The following is a 24930-nucleotide window of genomic DNA, read 5'->3' as shown; positions in this document are numbered from 1 at the left end:
GCAGACCAAGCCTGCGCCCTTCTAGTTTAATCGAGATCAAGCACGCTGGCGATGCCTCAGTGGCCGATCGCCTTGTTGATTTCCTCGGTGACCTTCTTGGCATCGCCGAGCAGCATCATCGTGCCGTCCTTGTAGAACAGCGTGTTGTCGATGCCGGCGTAACCGGAGCCGAGCGAGCGCTTGACGAAAAGGCATGTCTTGGCCTTGTCGACATCGAGGATCGGCATGCCGTAGATCGGCGAGGTCTTGTCGTCGCGAGCAGCCGGATTGGTCACGTCGTTGGCACCGATGACATAGGCAACGTCAGCCTGCGCAAATTCCGAGTTGATGTCCTCGAGCTCGAAGACTTCGTCATAAGGCACATTCGCTTCCGCCAGCAGCACGTTCATATGGCCCGGCATGCGGCCCGCGACCGGATGGATCGCGTACTTCACCTCGACGCCGTTCTTTTTCAGATTGTCGGTCATTTCGCGAAGCGCGTGCTGCGCCTGCGCCACCGCCATGCCGTAGCCGGGAACGATGATCACCTTGGAGGCATTGGCCATCAGATAGGCGGCATCCTCGGCCGAGCCGAGCTTGACCGTCTTGTCTGAATTGTCAGTGCTACCACTCACTGTCTCGCCGCCGAAGCCGCCGAGGATGACCGAGATGAACGAACGGTTCATGCCCTTGCACATGATGTAGGACAGGATCGCACCCGACGAGCCGACCAGCGCCCCGGTTATGATCAGCGCCAGGTTGCCGAGCGTGAAGCCGATGCCGGCGGCGGCCCAGCCCGAATAGGAGTTCAGCATCGAGACGACGACAGGCATGTCGGCGCCGCCGATCGGCACGATCAGCAGAACGCCGAGCGCCAGCGACAGAACGACGACCGCCCAGAAATCGAAATGGCTTTCCGTCGCGGCGAGGCCGACGATGAAGAGGACGATCAGCACCAGCAGCGCGATGTTGATGACGTGCCGGAAGGGCAGCATGATCGGCTTGCCGGACATGCGCCCATCAAGCTTCAGGAAGGCGATGATCGAGCCGGTGAAGGTCAAGGCGCCGATGGCGACCCCGAGCGCCATTTCGATCCTCGCCTCGGTGTGGATCTCACCGATGTTGCCAATGCCGAAGGACGACGGCGTGTAGAGCGCCGAAGCCGCGACCAGAACGGCCGCGAAGCCTACCAGCGAGTGAAACCCGGCAACCAGCTGCGGCATCGACGTCATCGGAATGACCCGGGCAATATAGGCGCCTGCGCCGCCGCCGATCGCGAGACCGAGGACGATCAGCACGAAGCCACCGAAGGATGGCGTCGCCAGCGTCAGCGTGGTGAGGATGGCGATCGCCATGCCGGCCATGCCGTAGAGATTGCCCTTGCGGCTGCTGGCCGGATGGGAAAGCCCGCGCAATGCCAGGATGAAGAGAACGCCGGAGACAAGATAAAGGAAGGCTGCGATACTGCTCATGCGGTCCTCACTTATCCTTCTTCTTGTACATCGCCAGCATGCGCTGGGTGACAAGGAAGCCGCCAAAGATGTTCACCGAGACGAGAACGAGCGCGACGAAGCCGAAGCCGGTTGCAAGCCCGCTCGTCGAAATGCCGACCGCCAGGAGCGCACCGACAACGATGACCGAGGAGATCGCGTTGGTGACCGCCATCAGCGGCGTGTGCAGCGCCGGCGTCACCGACCAGACGACGTAATAGCCGACGAAGATCGCCAGTACGAAGATCGCGAACTGGAACACGAAGGGGTCGATCGCGCCGCCTGTGGCGGCACTTGCGGCCTCCGGCGCGTGGGCAGCAGCCGACGTCACGGCATTCACGGCCTGGTTCAATTGCTCCAGCGCCTTGTCCATTGCTTCACTGGCCATCAGTTATCCCCCTTCTTCGTGCCGCCGAATGTCGGGTGCACGACATTGCCCACATGCGTGAGCATCGTCGCCTTGATCAATTCGTCCTCGAGATTGAGGGCAATCGTCTTTGTTTCCTTGTTGACCATGGTCTCGAGGAAGGTGACGAGGTTCTTGGCGTAGAGAGCCGAGGCGCTGGCCGCGATCCGACCGGCCATGTTTGCGTAACCGATGACGCGCACGCCATCGACGTCGGCGACCTTGCCCGGCTTGACGCCTTCGATGTTGCCGCCGCGCTCGACGGCGAGATCGACGGCAACCGCACCTGGCTTCATCGACTTCAGCATCTCACGCGAGACCAGCTTCGGTGCCGGACGCCCCGGAATCAGGGCTGTGGTGATGACGATGTCCTGCTTGGCGATGTGATCGGCCACGAGTGCCGCCTGCTTCGCCTGGTATTCCTTGGACATTTCCTTGGCGTAGCCGCCGGCGGTCTCGGCCGCCTTGAATTCCTCGTCCTCGACGGCGATGAACTTCGCACCGAGCGAGGCAACCTGCTCCTTGGCGGCCGGGCGAACGTCGGTCGCGGACACCGCAGCGCCGAGACGACGCGCCGTGGCAATCGCCTGCAGGCCGGCAACACCGGCGCCCATGACGAAGACCTTGGCCGCCGGAACAGTGCCGGCCGCCGTCATCATCATCGGCATGGCACGATCATAGACCGCCGCCGCTTCGATCACCGCCTGGTAGCCTGCAAGGTTAGCCTGTGAGGAAAGAACGTCCATAGACTGCGCGCGGGTGATGCGCGGCATCAGTTCCATGGCGAAGCTGGAAAGCCCGGCCTTGGCCATGGCTGCGATCGCCTCGTCATTGCCGTAGGGATCCATGACCGCGATCACGATCAAACCGCTCTTGTAACCGGCGATCTCCTCGTCGGTCGGGCGCCGGACCTTCAGCACCACATCGGCGGTCGCTGCCGCACCGACCGAACCGATCCGTGCACCGACTGCCTCGAATTCCGCATCCGGAATTTTCGACTTCGCACCGGCGCCAGCCTCGACGACGACGTCGAGGCCAAGGCCGATCATCTTCTTTACGGTTTCGACGGACGCGGCGACGCGCGTCTCATCCCCCGTGGTTTCCTTCGCCACAAAAACAACGTTGCCCAACCGCCCCCTCCTCCGGGTCAGCCAGTCTGCCGCAGGCTTCGCCTGCCCAGCCCGAGCATTCAGTCAAAGCTTTGGAAAAGCGCCCCCTCCCCGCGCTGCGTCTAGCGCAGCAGAACGAGGCCAGCGATGAAGACGATCAGCAGGACAACAAGGCCACCGAGGAAGCCAGCACCGGTGAAGAAGCCAGCCGTCATGCCAAGCAGGAGAGCCACAAGAAACAGCGTGCCGTACTTCGTCGCGGCAAGGAACATGTTGTAAGTCTGCTCGTGTTCGTTGTAGTCCATCGGCGCGCCGACCTCGGCAGGTCCCGTGTGATGCTCGGCCATGAATATCGTCTCCCTCAAACTTCCCGGTCAGCACGCAAGCAGCACGACCGTTCGACTGTCATGATTCCCTCGATCCCACGAGGAAATGTCCCTGCAGAGGGATTACACAAAGCTTCGAGAAAGCGCAATGCATGAGAATGCCGCAGGCGGGCGACATTCTCAGCCAAATTCAAGCGGATGGGATCACAGGGGAAGATCGGTCCCGAGATCGCCCTCAGCCATGAAACGCGCCGTCGGTATGATGGTCAGCGGCGGCAGCGTGTGATTGGGCGTACGCGAGAACATCATCCGCTGTTCGCTGGCGCTCGAAATGAAGAACGGATAGCGCGTCAGCAGCTTCCGGCCGACCTCGATGACGTTGGTCGCCATCAGCGTCAGGTCGAAACCATAGGTCTCGGTCATCCGGCTTGCGACGACGGTGTCGGCGTAGAAGACGCGCTTGTAGAAGGCCGCATGCGCCGGGCGCACATGCTGCATCACACGGTCCGCGCGAAAATGTGCTGCAGCGACGATGTTCGGACGCAGCGTCAGATAAGGGATCCACGGCATTTCCGTGCTGAGTTCGGGGTCGGCAGCAAAGCGCGCCGGATCGATCAGGCTCAGCCCCGCGTCCAGAAACGCATCCATTTCGGCCGGAAAGATACCGCCCGATTGTGAGACACGATGGTCCGGCGTCACGTGATGGATGCGAATCGTGCTGACGAGCTGTTCATAATAGTACAGTCCGAAAACATACGCCTGGCTATCGAAATCGGCTTCGTCGATCATGCTTTTGGCGGCGACCGGAAGCACTTCACGGGCCTTGTAGGCCTTGTAGCGCAGGCGTTCCACCTCTTCCATGTCCTCGCCGCTTTCGACGCGGCGGTATTCGACATGGTCCATTATCTCAAGAAGTTTACTGCTGAAATCACTCGTCTTTAAAGGGCTGTCTGCCATAGTTACCCGGTCCGCCTGTTAACGAAGCATTAATCATACGGAACCGGGCGAAGGGCAAGAATGCTGCGAGGATTTGCGTTATATTTGAATTGTTAAGGTTAATGGTCCGCTTTTGAACGACAGAGCCGCCGGCCGAAACGACCGCTCGGATCATGCAACTTTCGGGCGACGACGTGGGGCCGTGCGGCGACTGAGGCTTTGGGAGAGGATGGCGATGTTCTGCGCCGGAACGGCCGGCGAGAAGACGTAACCCTGCACCAGATCGGTGGCACGATATTTGTTGAGCAAGGCCAGTTGCTCGGTGGTCTCGACACCCTCGGTGACGATCTTGAGGCCGAGTTCGCGCGCTAGGTTGACGGTGCCGCGCAGCAACTTGAGGCGGCGGCCGTCCTCGACAATGTTGCGCAGGAACGAGCGGTCGATCTTGACGATGTCAAGCGGCAGCGTGTCGAGATAGCTGAGGCTCGAGAAGCCGGTGCCGAAGTCGTCGATCGCTATCGTGATCCCGCGCGCCCTGAGTTCGGCGAGGATCGCGCGTACGGCGGCCGGCTCATCGATCAGGCAGCTTTCGGTAATTTCGAGATGCAATCGCGCAGGCTCGAGACCCGACGCCTCAAGCGCTTCGGAAACGACGGCAAGAATATCCGCGTCGCGCAGATCGCGCGCCGACAGGTTGACGGAAACGGCGATATGATCCGGCCAGCTCATGCAGTCGGCGCACGCCTTCATGAGGATGAAGCGCGTAATCTCCGAGATGATGCCCATCTCCTCTGCAAGACGAATGAAGACGTCAGGTGGGATCGCGCCCTTCTCGGGGTGGACCCAGCGCGCCAGCGCCTCGGCGCATTCGATGCGTGTTCCGTCGGCCTTGAACATCGGCTGGTAGGCGATGCTGAGGCCGTGCTTGCCGATCGCCTCGCGCAGATCCGCCTTGAGCTTCTGCTGCTCAATATAGCGGCCATCCATCTCGCGTTCGAAGCCGGCAATGCCGCCGCGCTGTTTCGACTTGCTCTCGAAGAGCGCGAGATCCGCCTTGATGCTCCACTCCTCCATTGCGAAGGCATCACTCTCGAGAATCGCAAAGCCGGCGCTCAGCGAAACGAGGAAGGTGACGTCATCGGCCTCGTAGTTGCCCTGAATGCTCTCATGGAAACGGTGGATCTCGGCGTCAAGCGCGGCCATGTCCTTCGCGTGCGGGAAGAATAGGATGAACTGGTCGCCCATCAGGCGACCGACAATGGCCTTGCCCGCCTGCTTGGCGATGCGGGCTGCGATGGCACAGAGCAGGCGGTCGCCAGTGATGTGGCCCCGCATGTCGTTGACATGCTTGAACTCGTCGATATCCAGAACCATGAAGCCGACGGGGCCACGCTTCTTCGGATGCTTGCCTAGGTAGTCTTGCACGAGATGGCTGAAGTACTCGCGGTTCGGCAGGCCGGTCAGCGCATCGAAGCGAACCATGTGCAGGATCTTCTGCTCGGCCTTCACGCGGCTCGACACGTCTTCAAAAATCAACACGGCGCCACCGTCGGCACGGCGGCTGGCGGAAAACTCCAACGACAGGTCTTCAGGAAAGTGGATCAGCGTGCGCGACAGCTTGCCTTCGGCGACGTGCGTCATCTGCCGCAGGATAAGCTCCGGCTGCGTGGAATCCATAAAGCTGTAGCGGGCGCCGTAGCGCAGCACCGCACCGAGGTCGCGCTCCTTCAGCCGGTCCGGATCGCCGATCTTCAGGAGGTCGCAGGCCTTGCGGTTGATGACCTGAATGCGGTTTTCCGGATCAACCATCACCAGGCCGTGCGGCATGTTGTTGAGCGCCGTATCGAAGCGATCGGCGATCATCGAGATCTGGCGGCGCGCAATGACGTTCTCATAGAGGAACTCGCGCACGCCATTCGCCATTGCTCGCGTCGTCAGACCGAACGGAATGAGGAAGGCCGACAGGATCGCACGATAGAAGTCGAGCGCCATCAGGCTGCAAATGATCATCGGCAGGCAGCACGCCAGCGTCTGCAGGTCGATCGCCTTTTGCGATCCGTAGTTTCGGCCGACCACCGAGACCATCGACGCCATGGTGACGGCGATGCAGGCCAGTTCGGCAAACGGATCCTGCAGGAAGAAGATCGCGTAACCGCTGCCGATGCCAAGGACGGCGGCCGTCGAGGCGGCACCGATAACGTAGACCGTTTCCCAATGTTCGATCTCGTCGCGCGACAGCGTCGGCTTGTCGACCTTGTCGAACATGCGGAAGGTGACCATGCGGCCGGCGAAAACCGCAAGAAAACCGAGCGAAAGAACGACGTAGAATGGGGAACTGGTTTTCAGGGCAACAGCGAGGAAGGCAACCACATGCACGACGACACCCGCGACGAGTGTCATGCGATTCCCGAAGAGGGAACTGACAAACGACAGATAAACGTCGGTAGGGACCCTGTTCGGGTTATGTGGCTTCATCCATACTTTCCCTGTGCGGCGAAACCTTATCCCCAACCCTTTAAAAATTGATTTCGTGTAATCCATACATTTTGTCGAATTTTCCAAAACCCTGGCGTGATTTTTAGCGATTGCAAGGACTTATGCAGCCATGCGGGGAAGTTTTCGCCGTTTCCCGCCTAGCTTCAGGTTGTTTAGATGCTTCAGCACTAACGCCAAGCGGGTTGCGAAAGGCTTATACTACTATATTCCAACATACCCCCTTTGACCTTTCAATTTAAAAAACCGTGGTCTAAACCGGTGGAAAGATAAAAGGCGCATAAAACCGCGCGACATAACAGGGGGAATGGCATGCCGGCTTTGCTGACCGTCAGCCGGCTGATCGATGCGGTCAGCCAATTCATGGGCAAATTGTCCGAATACATGGTGCTGCTTTGCTGTCTGATCAGCGCAGCCAACGCGCTGATCCGTTACTCTTTCAACTACAGCTCCAACGGCTGGCTCGAGATCCAATGGTATCTCTTCGCCTTCATCGTCGTGCTAGGCGCAGCCCATACGCTGCGCATGAACGAACACGTGCGCGTGGACCTTATCTACGGCTCCGTCTCCGACAAGGCCAAGATCTGGATCGACATCATCGGGCTCATTGTCTTCCTGATCCCCGCCTGCATCTTCCTGACCTGGCTCTGCTGGCCCTTCTTCCTGGCCTCTTATCTGCAGCATGAGATCTCCGCCAATGCCGGCGGCCTGATCCGCTGGCCGGTCAAGCTCGTTCTGTTCCTCGGCTTCGGGCTGCTGACCCTTCAGGGCATATCCGAGTTAATCAAGCGGATCGCGGCCCTCACCGGCTACATGCAGATCGACACCACATACGAAAAGCCGCTGCAGTAAGCCGGACCGGGAGGAATACCATTGTTTGATTTCGGCATCATTCCGCCGGCCATGTTCGTGGGCATGGTCCTTTTCATGCTCTACGGCTTTCCGGTCGCCTTTTCGCTGGCTGCCGTCGGCCTGTTCTTCGGCATAATCGGCATCGCCACCGGGCATTTCAGCGAAGCCTTCTTGCAGGCTCTGCCGCTGCGCTTCTTCGGCATCGTCTCCAACGATCTACTACTCGCCATCCCGTTCTTCACATTCATGGGCGCCATTCTGGAACGCTGCGGCCTTGCCGAGGACCTGCTCGAGGGAACCGGCAAACTGTTCGGCCGCATTCCGGGCGGCCTCGCCTACGCGGTAATCCTGGTCGGCGCCGTGCTTGGCGCCATCACCGGCACGGTCGCAGCCTCCGTCATCACCATGGGCGTCATCTCGCTGCCGATCATGCTGCGCTACGGCTACAGCCCAAGGCTCGCGACCGGCGTCATCGCCGCCTCCGGCACCATCACCCAGGTCATCCCGCCGTCCCTCGTGCTGGTCGTCCTTGCCGACCAGCTCGGCAAGTCGGTCGGCGACATGTATCTCGGCGCCATCGGCCCATCGATCCTCCAGGTCGCGATTTTCATGGGCTATATTCTGGTCCTGTCGATCCTGAAGCCGGCCTCCATGCCGCCGCTGCCGAAGGAAGTGCGCGGCGACTTCAACTGGTCCCTGCTGTTCAGGGTGCTCTCCGGCATGGTGCCGTCGATCGTGCTGATCTTTCTCGTTCTCGGCACGATTTTCATGGGGCTCGCGACGCCGACGGAAGCAGGCGCGCTCGGCGTCGTCGGCGCCATGGTGCTTGCCGCCATGCATCGCCGCCTCACCTGGCCGCTGATGCAGGAGGCGATGCGCTCGACCATGCATATCACCTCGATGGTGGTGATGATCCTGATCGGCTCGACCGTCTTCAGCCTCGTTTTCCAGGGCATGGACGGCTCGCGCTGGATCGAGCACATGCTGTCGGGCATCCCGGGAGGCCCGGTCGGCTTCCTGATCTTCGTCAACATCTTCATCTTCGTGCTGGCCTTCTTCCTCGATTTCTTCGAGATCGCCTTCATCGTCATTCCGATGCTGGCGCCGGTGGCCTCCGCTCTCGGCATCGACCTGATCTGGTTCGGCGTGCTGATCTGCGTCAACATGCAGACGAGCTTCATGCACCCGCCCTTCGGCTTCGCGCTCTTCTACCTGCGCTCCATTGCCGATCGCAACGTCAAGACCTCAGACATCTACATGGGCGCCCTGCCCTGGGTCTGCATGCAGCTGATCCTCGTAGCGATCGTGATCTTCTGGCCGCAGTCGGTGACCTACTGGCTGGACAAGGGGCCGAAGGTCGATCCGAACTCGATCAAGATCGAGGTGCCGGGCTTCGGCAACAACGGCCTGGGGCTGCCGCCGCTCGGAGCGCCGGGTGGCTCGCCACAAATGCCTGGCTTGACCTTGCCGCCGATGAACGGCTTGCCCGGCCAACCGCCAGCACCGGCCCCCGCGCCGCCGCCGGCAACGGATCTCAGTCAGCCGCCCAAGATCAACTGATAACAAAAAAGCCCCGGATCGAAATCCGGGGCTTTTTCCTTGTCCTTACTGAGCTGCCTGTCAGATCTTGCCGGCACGCTGCTGGATCATCATGAACGTGTCGAAGGTGTACTCCGACAGCTGCGCCCAGAGATAGGCATCGCGCTTGAACGCGGTCTGGTCCTCGTAGATCTTCTTGAAATACGGGTTCGATGCCGAAATCTCGGCGTAGATGCCGAGCGCCGCCTGGAAGCAGGCTTCCATGATTTCCTGACTGAACGGACGCAGCGTGGCGCCCTCCGATACCAGCTGCTTCAGCGCCGGCGGGTTCTTCATGTCGTACTTTGCCATCATGTTGGTGTTGGCAAAGGCGCAGGCATCCGTGAGCGCCGCCTGATAGTGCTTCGGCAGGCTGTTCCACTTTTCCAGATTGAAGAAGGCATGGACGGTCGGTCCACCTTCCCACCAGCCCGGATAGTAATAGTACTTCGCAACCTTGTGCAGGCCGAGCTTCAGATCGTCATAGGGCCCGACGAACTCCGAGGCATCGATCGTGCCCTTTTCGAGCGCCGGATAGATGTCGCCGCCGGCGATCTGCTGTGGAATGACGCCGACCTTGCTGATGACCTGGCCGGCCAGACCGGCGATACGCATCTTGACGCCCTTCAGGTCGTCGAGCGTATTGATTTCCTTGCGGAACCAACCGCCCATCTGGGCGCCCGTGTTGCCCGCCGGCAGGCCGTAGATGCCCTGCGTAGCGAAGAACTCGTTCATCAGCTTGTTGCCGTTGCCTTCGTAGAACCAGGCATTGGTCAGGCGACCATTGAGACCGAACGGGATCGCCGTTCCGATCGCATAGGTTGGATCCTTGCCGACGAAGTAATACGAGCAGGTGTGGGCTGCCTCGACGGTGCCGGCGCTGACGGCGTCAGCGGCCTGCAGGCCCGGAATGATTTCACCAGCCGCGAACGGCTGAATGGTGAAGTTGCCGTCGGTCGCCGCGGCAAGGTGCTTGGAGATATCGTCGGCCGCGCCATAGATCGTATCCAGGCTCTTCGGGAACGACGACGTCATACGCCAGGAAATCTTGGGGTTCTCTTGTGCAATCGCAGGCGCTGCGAGTGCGCCCGCGGCAGCAACCGCACTGGCGCCGGCGGTCCCTGCCTTCTTCATGAATGAACGACGATCCATCAAAAACCTCCCGTATAGATGGTACTGCGAGGTGAACCCTCATCTTTGCCCGCAGCGATAGGCGAACTAAGCACGGTGGCGACCGTGTTTCAAGCACTGTCCCATTAGTCTTTGGCATCACGACGGCAATATAGCGGCGAGAAGCATTTCCATCAAAATCAGCGAGTTAGGCAGGCTTCGCCGGAGCCGGTGGCCGACAATGCCGTAATTCTGCCTGCGATTGCGCCGAGACGTTGACTTCCAAGCCGTTCTCGGCTCTCACAATAGCAACCGCATCTTATGACCGGGGTCAAAATGACGAAGCCGATCGTCGCCGTTCCTGCCGATATCCGCACCTTCGACGGTGCGACGTGGCATGCCGTCCAGCATCAATATGTGCGCGCGGCGCTCAATGCCGCCGGCGTCATGGCCTTCATCATTCCAGCTTTCGAGGAAGGCTACGGAACGGACGCGATTCTGGACCGCGTCGACGGCGTCCTTGTCTCCGGTTCGGCCAGCAACGTCCACCCGTCTTACTACGGCGCAACCGCGACCGACGCCGACGGGCCTTTCGATATCGCCCGTGACGCCACCACCCTGCCGCTAATCCGTCGTGCCATCGACCGGGCCATTCCGCTGCTCGCGATCTGCCGCGGCATTCAGGAACTCAACGTCGCCTTGGGCGGCACGCTTGCCAGCGAAATCCAGGACCAGCCAGGCATATGGGATCACCGCACGCCGGCCGAGGTTGACCGTGACGGCAAGTACGCGATCCGCCAGAGCGTCTTCGTCAAGGAAGGGTCCTGCATCGCGGGCATCGTCGGTCCGGGCGAAATCAGGGTGAACTCGTTGCATCGCCAGGCCATCGCCAAGACGGCCCCGCGCCTGCAGACGGAGGCGGTGGCCGAAGACGGGACGATCGAAGCGGTCTCCGTGATCGATGCTCCGGCTTTTGCGGTCGGTGTTCAATGGCATCCGGAATACTGGGCCGAGACTGACAAGCCATCGAACCAGATCTTCACGGCCTTCGGCGACGCCGTCAGGGACTACGCGGCAAGCAAGCTACTAAGGGAAAAGACACCTGCCTGATCGCCGACCGATCGGTCGCTTCTAGCGGCGCATCGCCCATCGCAATCCGGCAGTCACGGCTAGGCCCAGAAGCGGCCATATGGCCCAGAATACGCCGTGCCATGACAACAGATTGATCATGACGATCCCGATGCCGACAACCGCGAATCCGGCTATGCGCCGGTCAAAACGGTTCTGGCTGCGGACCCACCCCATGGCGACCACGAAGGCAAGGGCAAGCAGCGGCCACGCCGCCCAGAACACGCCCTGCCACGACAGCAGGTTGATTACCAACAGAGCGATGGCGACAACCGCGAACACGCCGGCCATCTTCCGCACCCTGGGGTCAGACAAGCGGACCGGCTCGGACGCTGCGACTGCCGGCGACGGACCGGCCGCCGGAGCTGGTCCTGCAGATGGTTCTACTCCGATCCGAACGGCATAGCTTGGCACCGCCTCGCTGACGTTCTTTACCGTCAGCGCTCCTAGAAAATCGAAGCCGACGGCGACCTTGTTGCGAACCTGATCATAGACGGTATTGGAAATCACGATGCCGCCGGCCGGTGCGGAAGCCTGAAGCCTGGCGGCGATATTGACGCCGTCGCCGTAGATATCGTCGCCCTCAGCGAGGACATCGCCGAGATTGATGCCGATCCGGTAGAGCATCCGCCCGTCCGCCGGCCGAGCTGCGTTCATGCCGACGAGTTCGTTTTGCACGTCGATTGCGGCGCGGACTGCTTCGACGACGCTCGGAAATTCGGCAATCAGCCCGTCGCCCCAGGTATTTATCACCCGGCCGCCATGCGCGCCGATCAGTCGCGACATCGCATCGCGCGACCACTTCAGCATGGCAAGCGTGCCCTCTTCGTCGGCACCCATCAGTCGCGTGTAATCCTGAACATCCGCAGAGAAGATGGTCGTCAGCTTGCGCCGCATTTCGTTCATGATGTCTCGCCTTTACCCAATCAACGCAAGGCCGTCCGAGAAGCGAAATGAATATGCGCGATTGTGATTGATGTAAATTGACGCGACCGAACGTTGCCGAAAAACCTCTCGTGCACGCCCCGCTGACCGCGACATTCCGCCGCAGACCCATGATCGCGGAACAGGGTGTCCCGATGGAGCGTTTCTATCAGTTAGATCGGGCACTACCGGCATTCCGCCGGCGCTCCCGAGTGGGAGGAAATTATGAAAACGCTGTTGCTCTCAATGGCCGTTCTGGCCACGAGTGCCCTCTCGGCATTTGCCGCCGAACCGGCCAAGATGGTCGATACCAAGATGGGCAAGATCCTGGCAACCGAAAAGGGCATGACCCTCTATACCTTCGACAAGGATGCAAAGGACAAGTCAAATTGCGATAAGGCCTGCCTGAAGAAATGGCCAGCCTTCCATGCCGCGGCCAAGGCCAAGGCGGAAGGCGACTGGACGCTGGTCAAGGCCGCGGACGGCAAGGAAATGTGGGCCTATGAAGGCAAGCCGCTCTATATGTTTGTCGACGACAAGATGGAAGGCGACATGAAGGGCGATGGCATGGGTGGCGTCTGGCATGTTGCCAAATAGCTGAGTCGCTATTCGGACGGGCGAGTTACGCCTCCACCGGAGTCTCTGGCACGGGTGTCAGCGGCTTGCCCTTCCCGAACCACTCAACGAGGTTGTCGACAACCAGATCCGCCATGGCATTCCGTGTCGGCACCGAGCCTGAAGCGAGGTGCGGCAGAAGCACGGCGTTCGGCAGATCGAGCAGCCGAGTAGGGACGTTCGGCTCGTCGTAGAAAACATCGAGCCCGGCGGCACCGATGGTTCCGGACTTCAGCGCCTGAGCAAGTGCATCCTCGTCCACTGTCCAGCCGCGCCCCACGTTGATGAAGACGCCGTCAGGTCCGAGTGCGGACAGGATTTCCGCATTTATGGTCTTATGGGTCTGTGGTGTCTTCGGGACGATGGAGATCAGCGTATCGACGGCCTCGGCGAGATCTTTCAGCGACGAATAATAGCCATACGGCGCATCGGGGTGGCGCGTGCGCGTGTGATAGCTGATCTTGACCTTGAACGGCTCCAGGCGCTTGGCGATTTCCTGGCCGATCCGCCCAAGGCCGTAGATTCCGACATGCCGCCCCTTGAGGGAGAAACGCGACAGCGGATAGTTTTGCCCCAGCTTCCAGTTGCCGGCACGCAGCCAGTTCTCCGCACGCGGAAACTCGCGAATCGTGTTCAGTAAGAGCCCGATCGCCGTATCGGCGACCTCGTCGTTCAGCACGTCGGGCGTGTTCGTGACGATGATGCCCTTACTCGCAGCATGCTTGGCGTCGACGCCATCGTAACCGACGCCGAAGCTGGAGATCAGTTCCACACTCGGAAGACTGTCGATTGCAGCCGCATCGAACGTGCCGGAGACGGCGACACCGCGAATCTTTCCGACCGCCTCCGCGCCAAGCGCCGACGGATTGCCTTCGATAACATCGAAGCTCTCCTTCAGGCGTATCAGGACGCGCTCGTGTATCTTCCCTGGAACGAGAACAGCGATGCGGGACATGGCATTTCCTTTTGGCTTGCTATGGGCGCGGGCGATGAGGACTGGTCGACTGGCGGATGCGCATCTCCGGCTTGATGAGATGGAGCCCGTCAGGCTCGTGGCTGCCGGCGAGACGATCAAGAAGCGCGCGAGCCGCAAGGCGTCCAACTTCTGCCTGGCCATTCCATACCGTCGTCAGCGCCGGCATCGAGATCGAAGCTTCCTCCAGGTCGTCGTAGCCGGTGACCGAGATATCCTTGCCCGGGACGAGACCAGCGCGGGCAATGCCGTTCATCAGGCCGATCGCGACGAGGTCGTTCCAGCAGACGGCAGCCGTCGGCTTCTGCGGCAGCGACAGGAAGTGCACCGCCGCTTCGAAGCCGCCCTGCATCGAGCGCGGGCCGGGGATGCGCAAGCCCGGGTCGACGTCTATGCCCGCCTTGCGCAGCGCGTTGACGTAACCCTGGTAACGATCGCGCCCCGTCGAGGTCTGGTCGGTGCCGCCGATCATCGCGATCGAGCTGTGGCCCAGGCCGATCAGGTGATTGGTGGCGAGCGAAATGCCATAGCTGTCGTCGCCGCGGTACGTCGGAAGGTCCAAGCCGTCCAGCGAACGGGCAACCAGGATCGCCGGCATGCCATTGTCTTCGGCAAGCTGCATGTCCTCCTGCGGCGTACCGATCGCCGGCGACATGATGACGCCGTCGCCGCCGAGCTGCAGCAACGTCTCGATGAAGGTGCGCTGCTTTTCGACCGAGTCGTAGTGGTTCGACAGAATGAAGGTGTGGCGGCTGCGATCGAGTTCGCTTTCGATCGCCTTCAGGATTTCGCCGTAGAACGGATTCATGATGTCATGCACAACGACACCGATGATGCCTGAACGAGACGTGCGCAGGCTGGCGGCGCGGCGGTTGTAGATATAGCCGAGCGCCCGCGCCTGTTCCTTGATTTTGTCTCGGGTGGCGCCAGCCACGAGCGGGCTGTCACGTAAGGCAAGAGATACGGTTGCTGTTGAAATGCCGAGCGTTTCGGCGATCGTCGAAAGCTTGATCTTTTGTGCCACGTGTCCTCCCCAGGCAACGCGCGGATTTCTGTGCACTCAGCCGATGGAGCGGCCGAGCCTTATTAAAATGTTTAATTAAAAGATTAAACGCAGCGAGGCAATTCGTAATTTCACAAACTTGTCAGATTTCCTCAGGCTCGTCGAACGGGATCGCGGCCGACTGCAGATTGGCATCGATGGCCTTTAAAAGACGGACCAGATTGCGGATTTCCTTCTCGGAAAACTCCTGGGTCGCCATGTGGTCGCAGGCCGACCCTGCCGTTTCGATTGCCTGCACGCTGCCGCGACCAAGCTCGGTGAGGTAGACCTTGGTCAGGCGGGCATCTTCTGCGTCCGGCTTGCGCTCGAGGAAGCCTTGCGCCTCCATGCGTCCGATCGTGCGCGTCATGGTCGGCGCCTTGACGCCGAGCTTGTGGGCCAGCCCGCCGGCCGTCATCCCGTCGCTTTCAGCCAGAGAAAGGATCACGCCGTCCTGACCCGCATAAAGGCCGCTTTCGAGGAGATTGCGTGAAAGGACGGTTCGCATCGAGCGTGCTGCCTGCGTCAAAGCCGGCGAAAGATCGACGACGGTATATTCGGTCTGGTCCTTTTTCTTGGACTTCTGCTTCTTTCCGTCCTTGTGCTTCTTCCCCATCGCCATCCCTTTGACTTTGCTGCGTTGCGCACCCCTTCCGTGTGGGGAGCAGGAACATTTCATGATCACCTCCCCCAAATCGATTTCGATTTAAGGGGTTATGCGCTAAGCATTGAGAACGCTGCACAATGACATCGCGCATCATTTCGTCATAAACAAGAGGTCTTAGCCGGATGACGGAGCCTTCTCGCGACTTCGCGGATAACGATCCGAACCTGACGCCCGCAGACCGCCGTCAATGGATCGCCGTTCTGCCGCTTGGCGCGCATGAACAGCATGGTCCGCATCTGCCTTTCGATACCGACACCCTGATCGCGAGGGGCATCGTTGCCCGGCTCAAAGCCGCACTTCCCGCCGCCTTGCCGGCGACGTTTCTGCCCACGGAAGAGGTCGGCTACTCGGTCGAGCATATGGACGTGAAGGGTACACAAACGCTGACATATGGCGAGGCCGTCGAACGCTGGCTGGGCATTGCTCAAAGGCTCGCGGAGACGGGTATTCGCAAGTTCGTGATGCTGAACGCCCATGGCGGCAACTCGCCGCTAATGACGATCGTCGCGACCGAGGCCCGGGTCCGGTTCGATATGCTGGCCGTCGCCACCAGCTGGACGCGCTTCGGCGTTCCCGCCGGTGTCATCTCGCCCAAGGCGAAGGCGATCGACATCCACGGCGGCGATATCGAGACCTCGGTGATGCTGGCGCTTCATCCCGACAAGGTCGACATGAGCAAGGCCCGCGATTTTCCCTCCCGTCAGTCCGATTTTGCCGCCCGCTTCAAGCATCTGCGTGCCTACGGCCCCCATGCTTTTGGGTGGAAGATGCAGGATCTCAGCCCATCGGGTGTCGCGGGCAACGCATCGCTTGCGACAGCGGAGAAGGGCGAGGCGCTGATCGCGCATTCCGTAAAAGGCCTGGTCGAACTGCTCGAGGATGTCGATGCATTTGACGCGGCGGAGCTCGATTGAAACCCTTGCCGTCGCGATGTGATCTTATAACATACGAATCCCTTTGAACTGCCGCGCGCAACTCCTTATATGAGACCGACGAATTTTCAGCCCCGCCCCCGGGCGTGCCATCTCTCGAGGTTCTTATGACCGACGCGATCCCCACCCAGCAGAAGCCAATCCCCGTTACCGTCCTCACCGGCTACCTCGGCGCCGGCAAGACGACCTTGCTCAACCGCATCCTGTCGGAGAACCACGGCAAGAAATATGCGGTCATCGTCAACGAGTTCGGCGAGATCGGCATCGACAACGACCTGATCGTCGAATCCGACGAAGAAATCTATGAAATGAACAACGGCTGCGTCTGTTGCACCGTGCGCGGCGACCTGATCCGCGTCGTCGAAGGCCTGATGCGCCGCCCCGGCCGTTTCGACGGCATCATCGTTGAAACCACCGGCCTTGCCGACCCAGTACCGGTCGCCCAGACCTTCTTCATGGATGATGACGTTCGCGCCAAGACGGAACTCGATGCGGTTGTCGCCCTCGTCGACGCCAAGCACCTGCCGCTACGCCTGAAGGACAGCCGCGAAGCCGAAGACCAGATCGCCTTTGCCGATGTCGTACTGATCAACAAGACGGACCTCGTGACGCCGGAAGAACTGGCGCAGATCGAGGACGTCGTCCACGCCATCAACCCATCGGCCCGCGTCTACAAGACAAGCCGTTCGGGCGTCGATCTGGCGCGCGTTCTCGATCAGGGCGCCTTCAACCTTGAGCGCGCGCTGGAGAACGATCCGCATTTCCTCGATCATGACCACGACGATCACGTCTGCGGCCCGGATTGCGACCACGACCATCATCACCATGCGCATGATCACGACCACGATCATGACCATCATCACCATCATGATCATGACCATGACCACCATCATCATGGCGCGATGTCGCCGATCCATGACGTGACGGTCCAGTCGGTCTCGCTGCGCGGCGGCGAGATGAACCCTGAACGCTTCTTCCCCTGGGTCCAGAAGATCACCCAGACACAGGGCCCGAACATCCTGCGGCTCAAGGGCATCATCGCCTTCAAGGACGACCCCGAGCGCTATGTCATTCAGGGCGTCCACATGATCGTCGAAGGTGATCATCAGCGTCCGTGGAAGGATGGCGAGAAGCACGAAACCCGCCTCGTCTTCATCGGCCGCGAACTCGACCGCGAAAAGCTCGAAGCCTCCTTCAAGGCGTGCGAGGCGGCAGCCTGATGCCGACAGTTGCCCCGTTTGATCTCGACGGCCATATCCTGGCCGTCGAATTTTTAGGTGACACCCCTTTCTTCGCCAATGCCGCTGGCACCTTTCACCGCCTCGACGGCGGCGAGAAGGTGACCGAAGCCCATCACGGCATGCTGAGCTGCATCCGCGACCCCTATAGCGATAGCCTGATTTCCGGCGGCGAAGACGGCAAGGTGCTGCGCATCACGGCCGACGCCAACGTCACAGAACTCGCCAATGCGCCGCGCAAGTGGATTTCCCAGCTTGCCGCCGGCCCGCAGGGCGCCATCGCCTACTCCTACGGCAAGAGCGCCTTCGTCCGCCTCGCCGATGGTACGACCAAGGAATTTACCGAAGAGCGCACTGTCGAAGGCCTGGCCTTCGCGCCGAAGGGCATGCGCATTGCGGCGGCGCGCTATAACGGCGTTTCGCTGCATTGGGTCGGCACCGCTGCCAAGCCCGCCGATCTCGAATGGAAAGGCGCCCACACCGGCGTCACCTTCTCGCCCGACGGCAACTTCCTCGTCACCACGATGCAGGAAAACGCGCTGCACGGCTGGAAGCTCGACAGCAAGGTCGGCGCGGACGCACGCCACATGCGCATGACTGGCTACCCCGCCAAGGTGAAGTCGCTGTCCTGGTCGGCGAAGGGCAAGTGGCTCGCCTCCTCGGGCGCACCGGCAGCCATCGTCTGGCCCTTCCAGGGCAAGGATGGCCCGATGGGCAAGGCGCCGCTCGAACTTGGCACCCGCGCCAACATCATGGCAACGTCGGTCAAGTTCCATCCGGTGGAGGACATCCTTGCGATCGGCTTCATCGACGGGATGATCCTCGCCGTACGTCTCAACGACAGCAAGGAAGCGCTGCTGCGCCGCCCTGGCAAGGGCGCGATCACCTCGATGAGCTGGAGCAAGAACGGCAAGCTGCTGGCCTTCGCCTCTGAAGCCGGCGATTGCGGCGTCGTGGACATCGCGGCCTAGCCGCCATGCGCCGCGGGATGCAACAGCCCGACATTATCCGGCTTGAGGCCAAACATATGCGAGACGCCGCAATGCTGCGTCGTCTCGCGCTTTGGGGGCGGCTCCCCTGGTTGCCGGATGTTCATACCCCGGAAGAAGACGAGGCTTACTGGCGCACGCAGCTTCTTCCCAACCGCACGATACTCGGGGCCGTCTCAGCTCAAAGACTGGTCGCTATTATCGCTTATGGCGAAAATGAAATCGATCAGCTCTACGTCCTTCCCGACTTCCAGGCCAACGGCATCGGCACGATGCTCCTTCGTCGGGCTCAAGAGGAGATGGACGAAATCGAGCTCTGGACGTTTCAAAGAAACACGAGCGCGCGACGGTTCTACGAGCGTCACGGTTTTGTCGCCATGAAAGAGACGGACGGCGCTGGCAACGAGGAGCGGGAGCCTGATGTTCTGTATCGCTGGCGCCGCCCGCCGTCATTGAGCGACGAAGGGAATCCTTCAGACACTTAGTCCCTCGCCGCATCCAGCCTACGCCGGTGTTTCTCGCGCTGAAGCCGTAGTTGCTCCCAGAGCGACGCGAATGCTGGAGAGTCGAAGACGAGTCTGCCTAGATCGTTGATCAGCTCGGGCGGCTGGCGGCGATGATCTCGGCCAATACACCATGCAGGGCATCGCGATAGCCGGTGCGCGCGGATGGGCCGGTTTCCTCCGATGTCATCACAACAGTCATTCCGAGCGAAGGGACGACATAAAGCATCTGGCCGCCATAGCCCCAGGCGAAATGGACCTCTTCCCCGCCGATCTGACGCGAAAACCAGCCATAGCCGTAGTCATCGCCAGAGAAGCGCGAATTGGTGCGATGCTGCCAGGACTGCGTGATCCAGTCCGCCGGAACGACCTGCGTCCCGCTCGGCGTCTTGCCGCCGTTGCGGTAGAGTTCCCCGAAGGCCAGCAGCGAGCGCGCGGTCATCGCCATCTGGTTGCCCCCGAGATAGATCCCTTGCGGGTCCCGTTCCCAGGCCCCGATCCGAAAACCATCGACGGGTGCCAGCCATTCGCGGGCGAGCGCCAGCGTCGACTTGCCGCTGATCTTCGTCAGGATCGCTGAGAGGAGGTGCGTGGAGGCAGTCGAGTAAAGCATCCGGCCGCCGGGCTCGTCGTCGAAAGGCTGCGCAAGCGCGAACCGCACCCAGTTGCGCGAGGCAACCCAGCGGCCGTAGTTGGGACCGGAGAGCCGCCCGAGCCCCGCCTGCATGGAGAGCAAATTGCCAATCGTGATCTGGTTGAGGCGCGGATCGGGATCGGCAGGCAGGTCGGCTTTCAAGATGGGAGCGATCGGCTGATCAGGGCCCTCGAGTAGCTTCTTCTCGATCGCAATGCCGACGAGGCTTGAAATGATCGATTTCGACGCGGACTTGATGTTGACGGACTCGGTCGTCGTGTGGCCGCGATATCCTTGCTCCGCCACGGTCCGCCCGTCTCTGGCGACGATCACGGCCTTCAGTGGCTTGAGATCTGCGCGTGACGATAAACTCTCCAGGAGAGCCACCGTCCGGCCGTATTCCTGCTGCGCGAAGGCAGCAAGTGGCGACAGCAGGACAACGACAACAAGAGCGAGGCGCGTAATCATTCCGCTGAGCTAACGCGGGCGCGCCGCAAAATCATCGCCCGCGCGATGCGGCTCACGCGGACGTGAAAGTTTATGATCGGTGGGCGTTCACTGATGCACGCAAGTGCGGCTGATCGAGGTCCGTTTCGGCGCCTTTCTGTACTTGGCGATCATGCCGCTCGGACATTTCTTGTCGTCATAAAGCACCGATTGGCCCGGCGCCAACGACTCCAAGGTCGGCTTCGATGTGACGGTCCGGATCGCGGCGCTTGCCGGCGCGGAACTGGCGGCGGCGAGGAGCAACGAAGTGGACATCAGAACCAATATTAAACGTCCCATTTGCACACCCTCAGGCTCAACATTGCTAATTTACTATCTTACCGAAAGAAGGCCGGCACAACGAAGCCGAAAGGCGTAAGCCGGCACTCGCGCAGGCAACCCAAGCGACGCGCGGAGAGTGCTTCGCGACGGTTTTGCTGGATGGGAGGTGGGCAGGCGATTGGAGTGATGGAGTGGAATGTCAGGTTGGATCACCTGCCCGATTGCGGCGGCCTTCCGGCTTCTCGGGATCGGCAGGAGCGTCTCCCGATCCCAATTCACCGGCGAATCTTCAACCCTGACGGTATCCGACCCAGCCCTGGCAACCATCATCGAGCGCCGAAATATGAACGGAAAGCGGACCGGTTCATGAACCCGGCTCCCTGCCCGATGACGAGGAGATCATAGAGCGGCCCGGTGTCAACGAGGAAAACTTCTGCCCAAACTTTCATCTATATGATTGACATTATTGCACATTGGCCAGAACAAACCGGGAATTTCATCCCCTTCGGGGTGAAACTCAGGTGTTGCTAAAATATCATTAATTTTTGCTCTCACAGTTTTTTGTTCATCTGGCGTTCAGAAAACTCTTGGGAAAGCCGCTTTTTGAGCCCACATTGAACTCCTGAGAATAGGAGTGCATGAATGATTCTAAGGGCCACTGCCGCAGCGACTATATTCGCGGTTTATGCTTTCACGATGTTCTTCATCGCCGCTATACCTGAAAATGTCGTTCAGACTGCCGGAACTCAAATGATCGACGCAAGCGTCGTGAAATGATTTGAAGCCTGAGGGGGCAAGCAGTCGTAAAAGTTTAGGCTAAGCGTTCGCCGGTTCTTCCGGCGTCTCTAAACTCGAATTCCCAAAAACAGGAAACAAAAAGCCCCTCCCCATCAGGGGAGAGGCTCTGCCGATCACGCCGCCCTGCGGACCGGGGCGCTTGTCAGCATCCGTCCCGAGGGGACGATCATGCCGGCCGCGCCGTCAAGCCAGCCTTCGACCAACTCCAACGCCAGAAAGCGCGCGCGTTCGAAGGGACCCGGCATGACGAGATGTTGAGCTTTCTCGGCAAAGAAGCCGAAACGCTCGTAGTAAGGGGCATCGCCGACGAGCAGGATCGCGCCGTGCCCACGGTTCTTCGCTTCGAGGATGGCGGCGCGCATCAGCGCCGAACCAACGCCCTTGCCTTCGAAGCTGCAATCGACCGCCAGCGGTCCGAGCAGCAGCGCGTTGATCGCGGTCGCGTCCGCGTTTACGCCGGCCTCGACGTTCCAGAGGCGAACGGTGCCGATGACGTGACCGTCGCGGTCACGCGCAACCAGCGCCAAGCCTTCCGCGGGCACACGGCCGCGTCGGATCTTTTCCGACGACTTCTTGCGGCGGTTCGGGCCCATGGCGCGATCAAGCAGGTTTTCGCGCGCCACGACATCGCCGGGGTTTTCGGCGTCGATGGTGAAGACAGAAGGCGCAAAATATGCGCGGACAGAATCAAGAACAGCGGCCATCGTGGCCTCCCGAACTCAAAACCGTTTCAAACGGTATCGTCAGATCATTGTGAAGGTGCCGCCCCGGCTGGCTACGGGGCGAGCTTAATCAGATGATATAGGCCTTCAGCGGCTCAAAGCCGTTGAACGCGACCGCCGAGTAGGTGGTGGTATAGGCGCCGGTGCCTTCGATCAGGATCTCGTCGCCGATCGAGAGAGTGAGCGGCAGCGGGTAGAGATTCTTCTCGTAAAGCACGTCTGCGGAATCGCAGGTCGGGCCGGCAATCACGCAGGGCTCCATTTCGTCGCCGTCGCGCTCGGTGCGGATCGGGTAACGAATGGCTTCGTCCATCGTTTCGGCCAGACCGCCGAACTTGCCGATGTCGAGGAACACCCAGCGAGCGGCGTCGTTGTCGGACTTCTTTGAGATCAGCACGACTTCCGTCTTGATGACGCCGGCGTTGCCGACCATGCCGCGGCCCGGCTCGATGATCGTCTTCGGCAGGTTGTTGCCGAAGTGGTCACGAAGGCTCTGGTAGATCGCACGACCGTAAGCTTCCGCCGACGGAACGTCGCGCAGATACTTGGTCGGGAAGCCGCCGCCCATGTTGACCATCTGCAGGTGGATGCCCTGCTTGGCCAGCTGGACGAAGACGCGCTTGGCATCGGCAAGAGCCGCATCCCAGGCATCGACCTTGGTCATCTGCGAACCGACGTGGAACGACACACCGTAGGACTCGAGGCCGAGCTGATGCGCGTAGACGAGGACATCGACGGCCATCTGTGGCACGCAGCCGAACTTGCGGCTGAGCGGCCATTCAGCGCCTTCGCCATCGGTCAGAACGCGGCAGAACACGCGGGCGCCGGGAGCGGCACGCGAGATCTTCTCGACTTCCTCGTGGCTATCAACCGCAAAGAGGCTGACGCCGAGCGCATGCGCGCGGGCAACGTCGCGTTCCTTCTTGATCGTGTTGCCGTAGGAGATACGGGCAGCGGTCGCACCGGCGTTGAGCGCCATTTCGATTTCAGCGACGGACGCGCAATCGAAGTTGGAGCCCATGTCGGCGAGCAGCTTCAGGACCTCAGGAGCCGGGTTTGCCTTGACGGCGTAGTAGATCGCGCTGTCCGGCATTGCATGACGGAAAGCGGAGAAATTGTCGCGCACGACGTCGAGGTCGACCACGAGGCAGGGACCGTCGGGACGTCGGGTTGCGAGAAAGTCGCGGATGCGCTGAGTGGTCATATCAATCCCTTTTCCAATTCCAGAGCTCCGGAAAAACCGGAGGACAAAGGGCAGCCGCTCACTCGCCTAGGAACCAGCCGGTGGAGACCCCGGAACCTTAGCAAGCGCTCGAATGCGCGAATGATGAATCAACGCCGCGTAAGCGACATGGATCCGGCTTTGTCTGCCATGGATTGGAGGGGATTCCCTACCGCACTTCCGGCAATGAAGGTGTGCCTCTTCAGTAACCCCCGCTGATGGAAAGCAGGGAGAGAACAAAAAGGCCCGCACCGTCGTTGCTTCAGGCGTCCTCGCATTTTCCGGTTGGCCGGAATAGCGACTGGAGGGGTTAATTCCAGGTACCTTACCGAATTTCCTCACCAATTCGAGGGTTCGGCGGACACCCATGGGCACGTGCGACTTTGGGCTGATCCCGAAATAGGAATATTCGCGGACATAATCAAGCGGTTTTTTCGCATCTCCCGGCAGAAAATATTTGAACAATACACCGCAATTTGTTCAACGTGGCGAAACGACCCGCAACTGACTGATTTGAATGGCGGTTCGGCGCTTTTTTGGGGAGACCACCATGGACACGCTCACTCGCATCCGCGCCTTCATCGATGTCGTTGAAGCGGAAGGCTTTTCGGCCGCGGCGCGGCGCACTGGCCGGTCCAAGGCGCTGCTGTCCAAATATGTCCGCGAACTTGAAGACGAACTCGGCGCCCTGCTGCTCAATCGCACGACCCGCCAGTTCTCCATGACGGAAGCCGGCCACACTTACTATCGCACCGCTTCCGACATCCTCAAGGAGATCGACAATCTCGCCGATCTGGTGCGCGAGAACAACGCGCAGCTGAAGGGCCGGCTGAAGGTTTCCGTGCCGCGAACCTTCGTCGATGCCGATGTCGGCCAGTCGCTGATCGATTTCGCCAGGGAAAATCCCGATCTCGCGCTGGAGATTGCCGCCGACGACCGATTCGTCGATCTTATCGAGGAAGGCTTCGACGTCGCCATCCGCGTGACCAAGCTCGAGGACTCCGGCATGATCGCCCGAAAGATCTCGGATTTCCGCGTCCATCTCTGCGCGACGGCCGATTTCGTGGAACGTCATCCCGATCTCGCGCATCCCTCGGACCTCTCGAACGTCCCCTTCATCATCGACACGAATTCGCGTAGCCAGGGCAGCATCCGCTTCTACAATCCGGACAACACCTCTTTCGCGGTTGCCGTCACCGGCCCGATGGAGGTCAACAGCCCGCATGCAACGCTGCGTGCAGCCCTTGCCGGCATTGGCGTTGCGCTGATTCCCGATTTCATCGCCCGCAAGCCGATCGAGAATGGCGAACTTGTAACGCTCTTCAACGATTACATTCCGACAGATCGCGGAATCTATGCCGTCTATCCGCATCGGCGGTATCTGCCGGCCAAGGTGCGCATCTTCGTCGACTATCTTCACAATTGGTTCAAGAAGCACTCCTGATCCGCCGCCCGCCGGGGCCGGTCCCAATTCCGTCCCATTTTCTGGCGAGGAA

Annotated in this window: 24 protein-coding genes; 9 read left to right on the top strand and 15 right to left on the bottom strand. The window is 60.6% G+C overall.

Translation table 11 applies throughout. The features are described from left to right. Positions 1 to 56 precede the first annotated feature (56 nt). From RGCCGE502_RS25240 to RGCCGE502_RS25215, 6 genes are all read right to left on the bottom strand, one after another. Positions 57 to 1451 (bottom strand): NAD(P)(+) transhydrogenase (Re/Si-specific) subunit beta, encoded by a 1395-nt coding sequence (locus tag RGCCGE502_RS25240; RefSeq protein WP_016557042.1) that lies wholly within the window; start codon positions 1449 to 1451, stop codon positions 57 to 59. Between the two features lie 7 nt (positions 1452 to 1458). After that, the gene (locus tag RGCCGE502_RS25235; protein WP_016557041.1) at positions 1459 to 1857 is read right to left on the bottom strand and encodes a proton-translocating transhydrogenase family protein; all 399 of its coding nucleotides are present in this window, start codon (positions 1855 to 1857) and stop codon (positions 1459 to 1461) included. Beyond that, a complete protein-coding gene (locus RGCCGE502_RS25230; RefSeq protein WP_016557040.1) occupies positions 1857 to 3005 on the bottom strand; it encodes a Re/Si-specific NAD(P)(+) transhydrogenase subunit alpha in 1149 nt (382 codons plus the stop codon). Before RGCCGE502_RS25230 ends, RGCCGE502_RS25235 begins: the two co-directional genes overlap by 1 nt. 101 nt (positions 3006 to 3106) lie before the next feature. Further along, positions 3107 to 3331 (bottom strand): aa3-type cytochrome c oxidase subunit IV, encoded by a 225-nt coding sequence (locus tag RGCCGE502_RS25225; RefSeq protein WP_016557039.1) that lies wholly within the window; start codon positions 3329 to 3331, stop codon positions 3107 to 3109. A gap of 183 nt (positions 3332 to 3514) precedes the next feature. Continuing rightward, a complete protein-coding gene (locus RGCCGE502_RS25220; protein WP_040675601.1) occupies positions 3515 to 4267 on the bottom strand; it encodes an N-acyl amino acid synthase FeeM domain-containing protein in 753 nt (250 codons plus the stop codon). A gap of 150 nt (positions 4268 to 4417) precedes the next feature. Then, positions 4418 to 6721: a putative bifunctional diguanylate cyclase/phosphodiesterase gene (locus RGCCGE502_RS25215; RefSeq protein WP_016557037.1), complete on the bottom strand. Its 2304-nt coding sequence runs from the start codon at positions 6719 to 6721 to the stop codon at positions 4418 to 4420. 330 nt (positions 6722 to 7051) lie between these two features. On the opposite strand from RGCCGE502_RS25215, the gene RGCCGE502_RS25210 reads away from it, so the two are divergent. Both RGCCGE502_RS25210 and RGCCGE502_RS25205 read left to right on the top strand, forming a co-directional pair. Continuing rightward, positions 7052 to 7591, top strand: coding sequence for a TRAP transporter small permease subunit (locus tag RGCCGE502_RS25210; protein ID WP_016557036.1), 540 nt, complete (start codon positions 7052 to 7054; stop codon positions 7589 to 7591). 21 nt (positions 7592 to 7612) lie between these two features. Next, positions 7613 to 9151 carry a TRAP transporter large permease gene (locus RGCCGE502_RS25205; RefSeq protein WP_016557035.1) on the top strand — a complete coding sequence of 513 codons (1539 nt, stop codon included), beginning with the start codon at positions 7613 to 7615 and terminating at the stop codon, positions 9149 to 9151. A 60-nt stretch (positions 9152 to 9211) separates the two neighbouring features. Here the strand turns inward: RGCCGE502_RS25205 and RGCCGE502_RS25200 are convergent, their stop codons facing one another. Beyond that, positions 9212 to 10321: a TRAP transporter substrate-binding protein gene (locus RGCCGE502_RS25200; RefSeq protein WP_016557034.1), complete on the bottom strand. Its 1110-nt coding sequence runs from the start codon at positions 10319 to 10321 to the stop codon at positions 9212 to 9214. A gap of 294 nt (positions 10322 to 10615) precedes the next feature. Between RGCCGE502_RS25200 and RGCCGE502_RS25195 the strand changes: the two genes are divergently transcribed. Next, complete coding sequence (locus RGCCGE502_RS25195) at positions 10616 to 11389, top strand: gamma-glutamyl-gamma-aminobutyrate hydrolase family protein (RefSeq protein ID WP_040675644.1); 774 nt, start codon at positions 10616 to 10618, stop codon at positions 11387 to 11389. A gap of 21 nt (positions 11390 to 11410) precedes the next feature. Here RGCCGE502_RS25195 and RGCCGE502_RS25190 read toward each other — a convergent pair whose 3' ends face one another. Then, complete coding sequence (locus RGCCGE502_RS25190; protein ID WP_016557032.1) at positions 11411 to 12313, bottom strand: adenylate/guanylate cyclase domain-containing protein; 903 nt, start codon at positions 12311 to 12313, stop codon at positions 11411 to 11413. A gap of 243 nt (positions 12314 to 12556) precedes the next feature. Here RGCCGE502_RS25190 and RGCCGE502_RS25185 point away from each other — a divergent pair, with 243 nt between their 5' ends. Beyond that, entirely contained in the window at positions 12557 to 12928 is a 372-nt protein-coding gene (locus RGCCGE502_RS25185; RefSeq protein WP_016557031.1) for a COG4315 family predicted lipoprotein, read from the top strand. A 25-nt stretch (positions 12929 to 12953) separates the two neighbouring features. On the opposite strand, the gene RGCCGE502_RS25180 is transcribed toward RGCCGE502_RS25185, so the two are convergent. The 3 genes from RGCCGE502_RS25180 to RGCCGE502_RS25170 all read right to left on the bottom strand — a co-directional run bounded on the left by RGCCGE502_RS25180 (position 12954) and on the right by RGCCGE502_RS25170 (position 15577). Next, positions 12954 to 13901 (bottom strand): 2-hydroxyacid dehydrogenase, encoded by a 948-nt coding sequence (locus RGCCGE502_RS25180; RefSeq protein WP_016557030.1) that lies wholly within the window; start codon positions 13899 to 13901, stop codon positions 12954 to 12956. 19 nt (positions 13902 to 13920) lie between these two features. After that, positions 13921 to 14943 (bottom strand): LacI family DNA-binding transcriptional regulator, encoded by a 1023-nt coding sequence (locus RGCCGE502_RS25175; RefSeq protein WP_016557029.1) that lies wholly within the window; start codon positions 14941 to 14943, stop codon positions 13921 to 13923. Positions 14944 to 15064: 121 nt separating this feature from the next. After that, complete coding sequence (locus RGCCGE502_RS25170) at positions 15065 to 15577, bottom strand: MarR family winged helix-turn-helix transcriptional regulator (RefSeq protein WP_040675642.1); 513 nt, start codon at positions 15575 to 15577, stop codon at positions 15065 to 15067. 173 nt (positions 15578 to 15750) lie between these two features. Between RGCCGE502_RS25170 and RGCCGE502_RS25165 the strand changes: the two genes are divergently transcribed. The 4 genes from RGCCGE502_RS25165 (at position 15751) to RGCCGE502_RS25150 (ending at position 19272) form a co-directional block, all read left to right on the top strand. Beyond that, complete coding sequence (locus RGCCGE502_RS25165) at positions 15751 to 16542, top strand: creatininase family protein (RefSeq protein WP_016557027.1); 792 nt, start codon at positions 15751 to 15753, stop codon at positions 16540 to 16542. A 125-nt stretch (positions 16543 to 16667) separates the two neighbouring features. Further along, positions 16668 to 17780 (top strand): CobW family GTP-binding protein, encoded by a 1113-nt coding sequence (locus RGCCGE502_RS25160; RefSeq protein WP_016557026.1) that lies wholly within the window; start codon positions 16668 to 16670, stop codon positions 17778 to 17780. Then, positions 17780 to 18769 (top strand): WD40 repeat domain-containing protein, encoded by a 990-nt coding sequence (locus RGCCGE502_RS25155; protein ID WP_016557025.1) that lies wholly within the window; start codon positions 17780 to 17782, stop codon positions 18767 to 18769. Before RGCCGE502_RS25160 ends, RGCCGE502_RS25155 begins: the two co-directional genes overlap by 1 nt. Positions 18770 to 18774: 5 nt before the next feature. Next, positions 18775 to 19272, top strand: coding sequence for a GNAT family N-acetyltransferase (locus RGCCGE502_RS25150; RefSeq protein WP_016557024.1), 498 nt, complete (start codon positions 18775 to 18777; stop codon positions 19270 to 19272). A 109-nt stretch (positions 19273 to 19381) separates the two neighbouring features. Here the strand turns inward: RGCCGE502_RS25150 and RGCCGE502_RS25145 are convergent, their stop codons facing one another. The 4 genes from RGCCGE502_RS25145 to odc2 form a co-directional block, all read right to left on the bottom strand. Further along, positions 19382 to 20392, bottom strand: coding sequence for a serine hydrolase domain-containing protein (locus RGCCGE502_RS25145; protein ID WP_016557023.1), 1011 nt, complete (start codon positions 20390 to 20392; stop codon positions 19382 to 19384). 87 nt (positions 20393 to 20479) lie between these two features. After that, positions 20480 to 20686, bottom strand: coding sequence for a DUF6719 family protein (locus tag RGCCGE502_RS38995; RefSeq protein ID WP_016557022.1), 207 nt, complete (start codon positions 20684 to 20686; stop codon positions 20480 to 20482). 917 nt (positions 20687 to 21603) lie between these two features. After that, on the bottom strand, positions 21604 to 22194 hold the full coding sequence (locus tag RGCCGE502_RS25135; protein ID WP_016557020.1) for a GNAT family N-acetyltransferase: 591 nt from the start codon (positions 22192 to 22194) through the stop codon (positions 21604 to 21606). A gap of 88 nt (positions 22195 to 22282) precedes the next feature. Further along, positions 22283 to 23416 carry an ornithine/lysine decarboxylase gene (gene odc2, locus RGCCGE502_RS25130; RefSeq protein ID WP_016557019.1) on the bottom strand — a complete coding sequence of 378 codons (1134 nt, stop codon included), beginning with the start codon at positions 23414 to 23416 and terminating at the stop codon, positions 22283 to 22285. Between the two features lie 568 nt (positions 23417 to 23984). On the opposite strand from odc2, the gene RGCCGE502_RS25125 reads away from it, so the two are divergent. Continuing rightward, complete coding sequence (locus RGCCGE502_RS25125; RefSeq protein ID WP_016557018.1) at positions 23985 to 24878, top strand: LysR family transcriptional regulator; 894 nt, start codon at positions 23985 to 23987, stop codon at positions 24876 to 24878. The last annotated feature ends 52 nt before the right edge of the window (positions 24879 to 24930 follow it).

Source organism: Rhizobium grahamii CCGE 502 (assembly GCF_000298315.2).
In the GTDB taxonomy this organism is placed as follows: Bacteria; Pseudomonadota; Alphaproteobacteria; order Rhizobiales; family Rhizobiaceae; genus Rhizobium; species Rhizobium grahamii.
The sequence above is the reverse complement of the archived record's forward strand: the minus strand, read 5'-3'. Positions and strand labels throughout refer to the sequence as shown.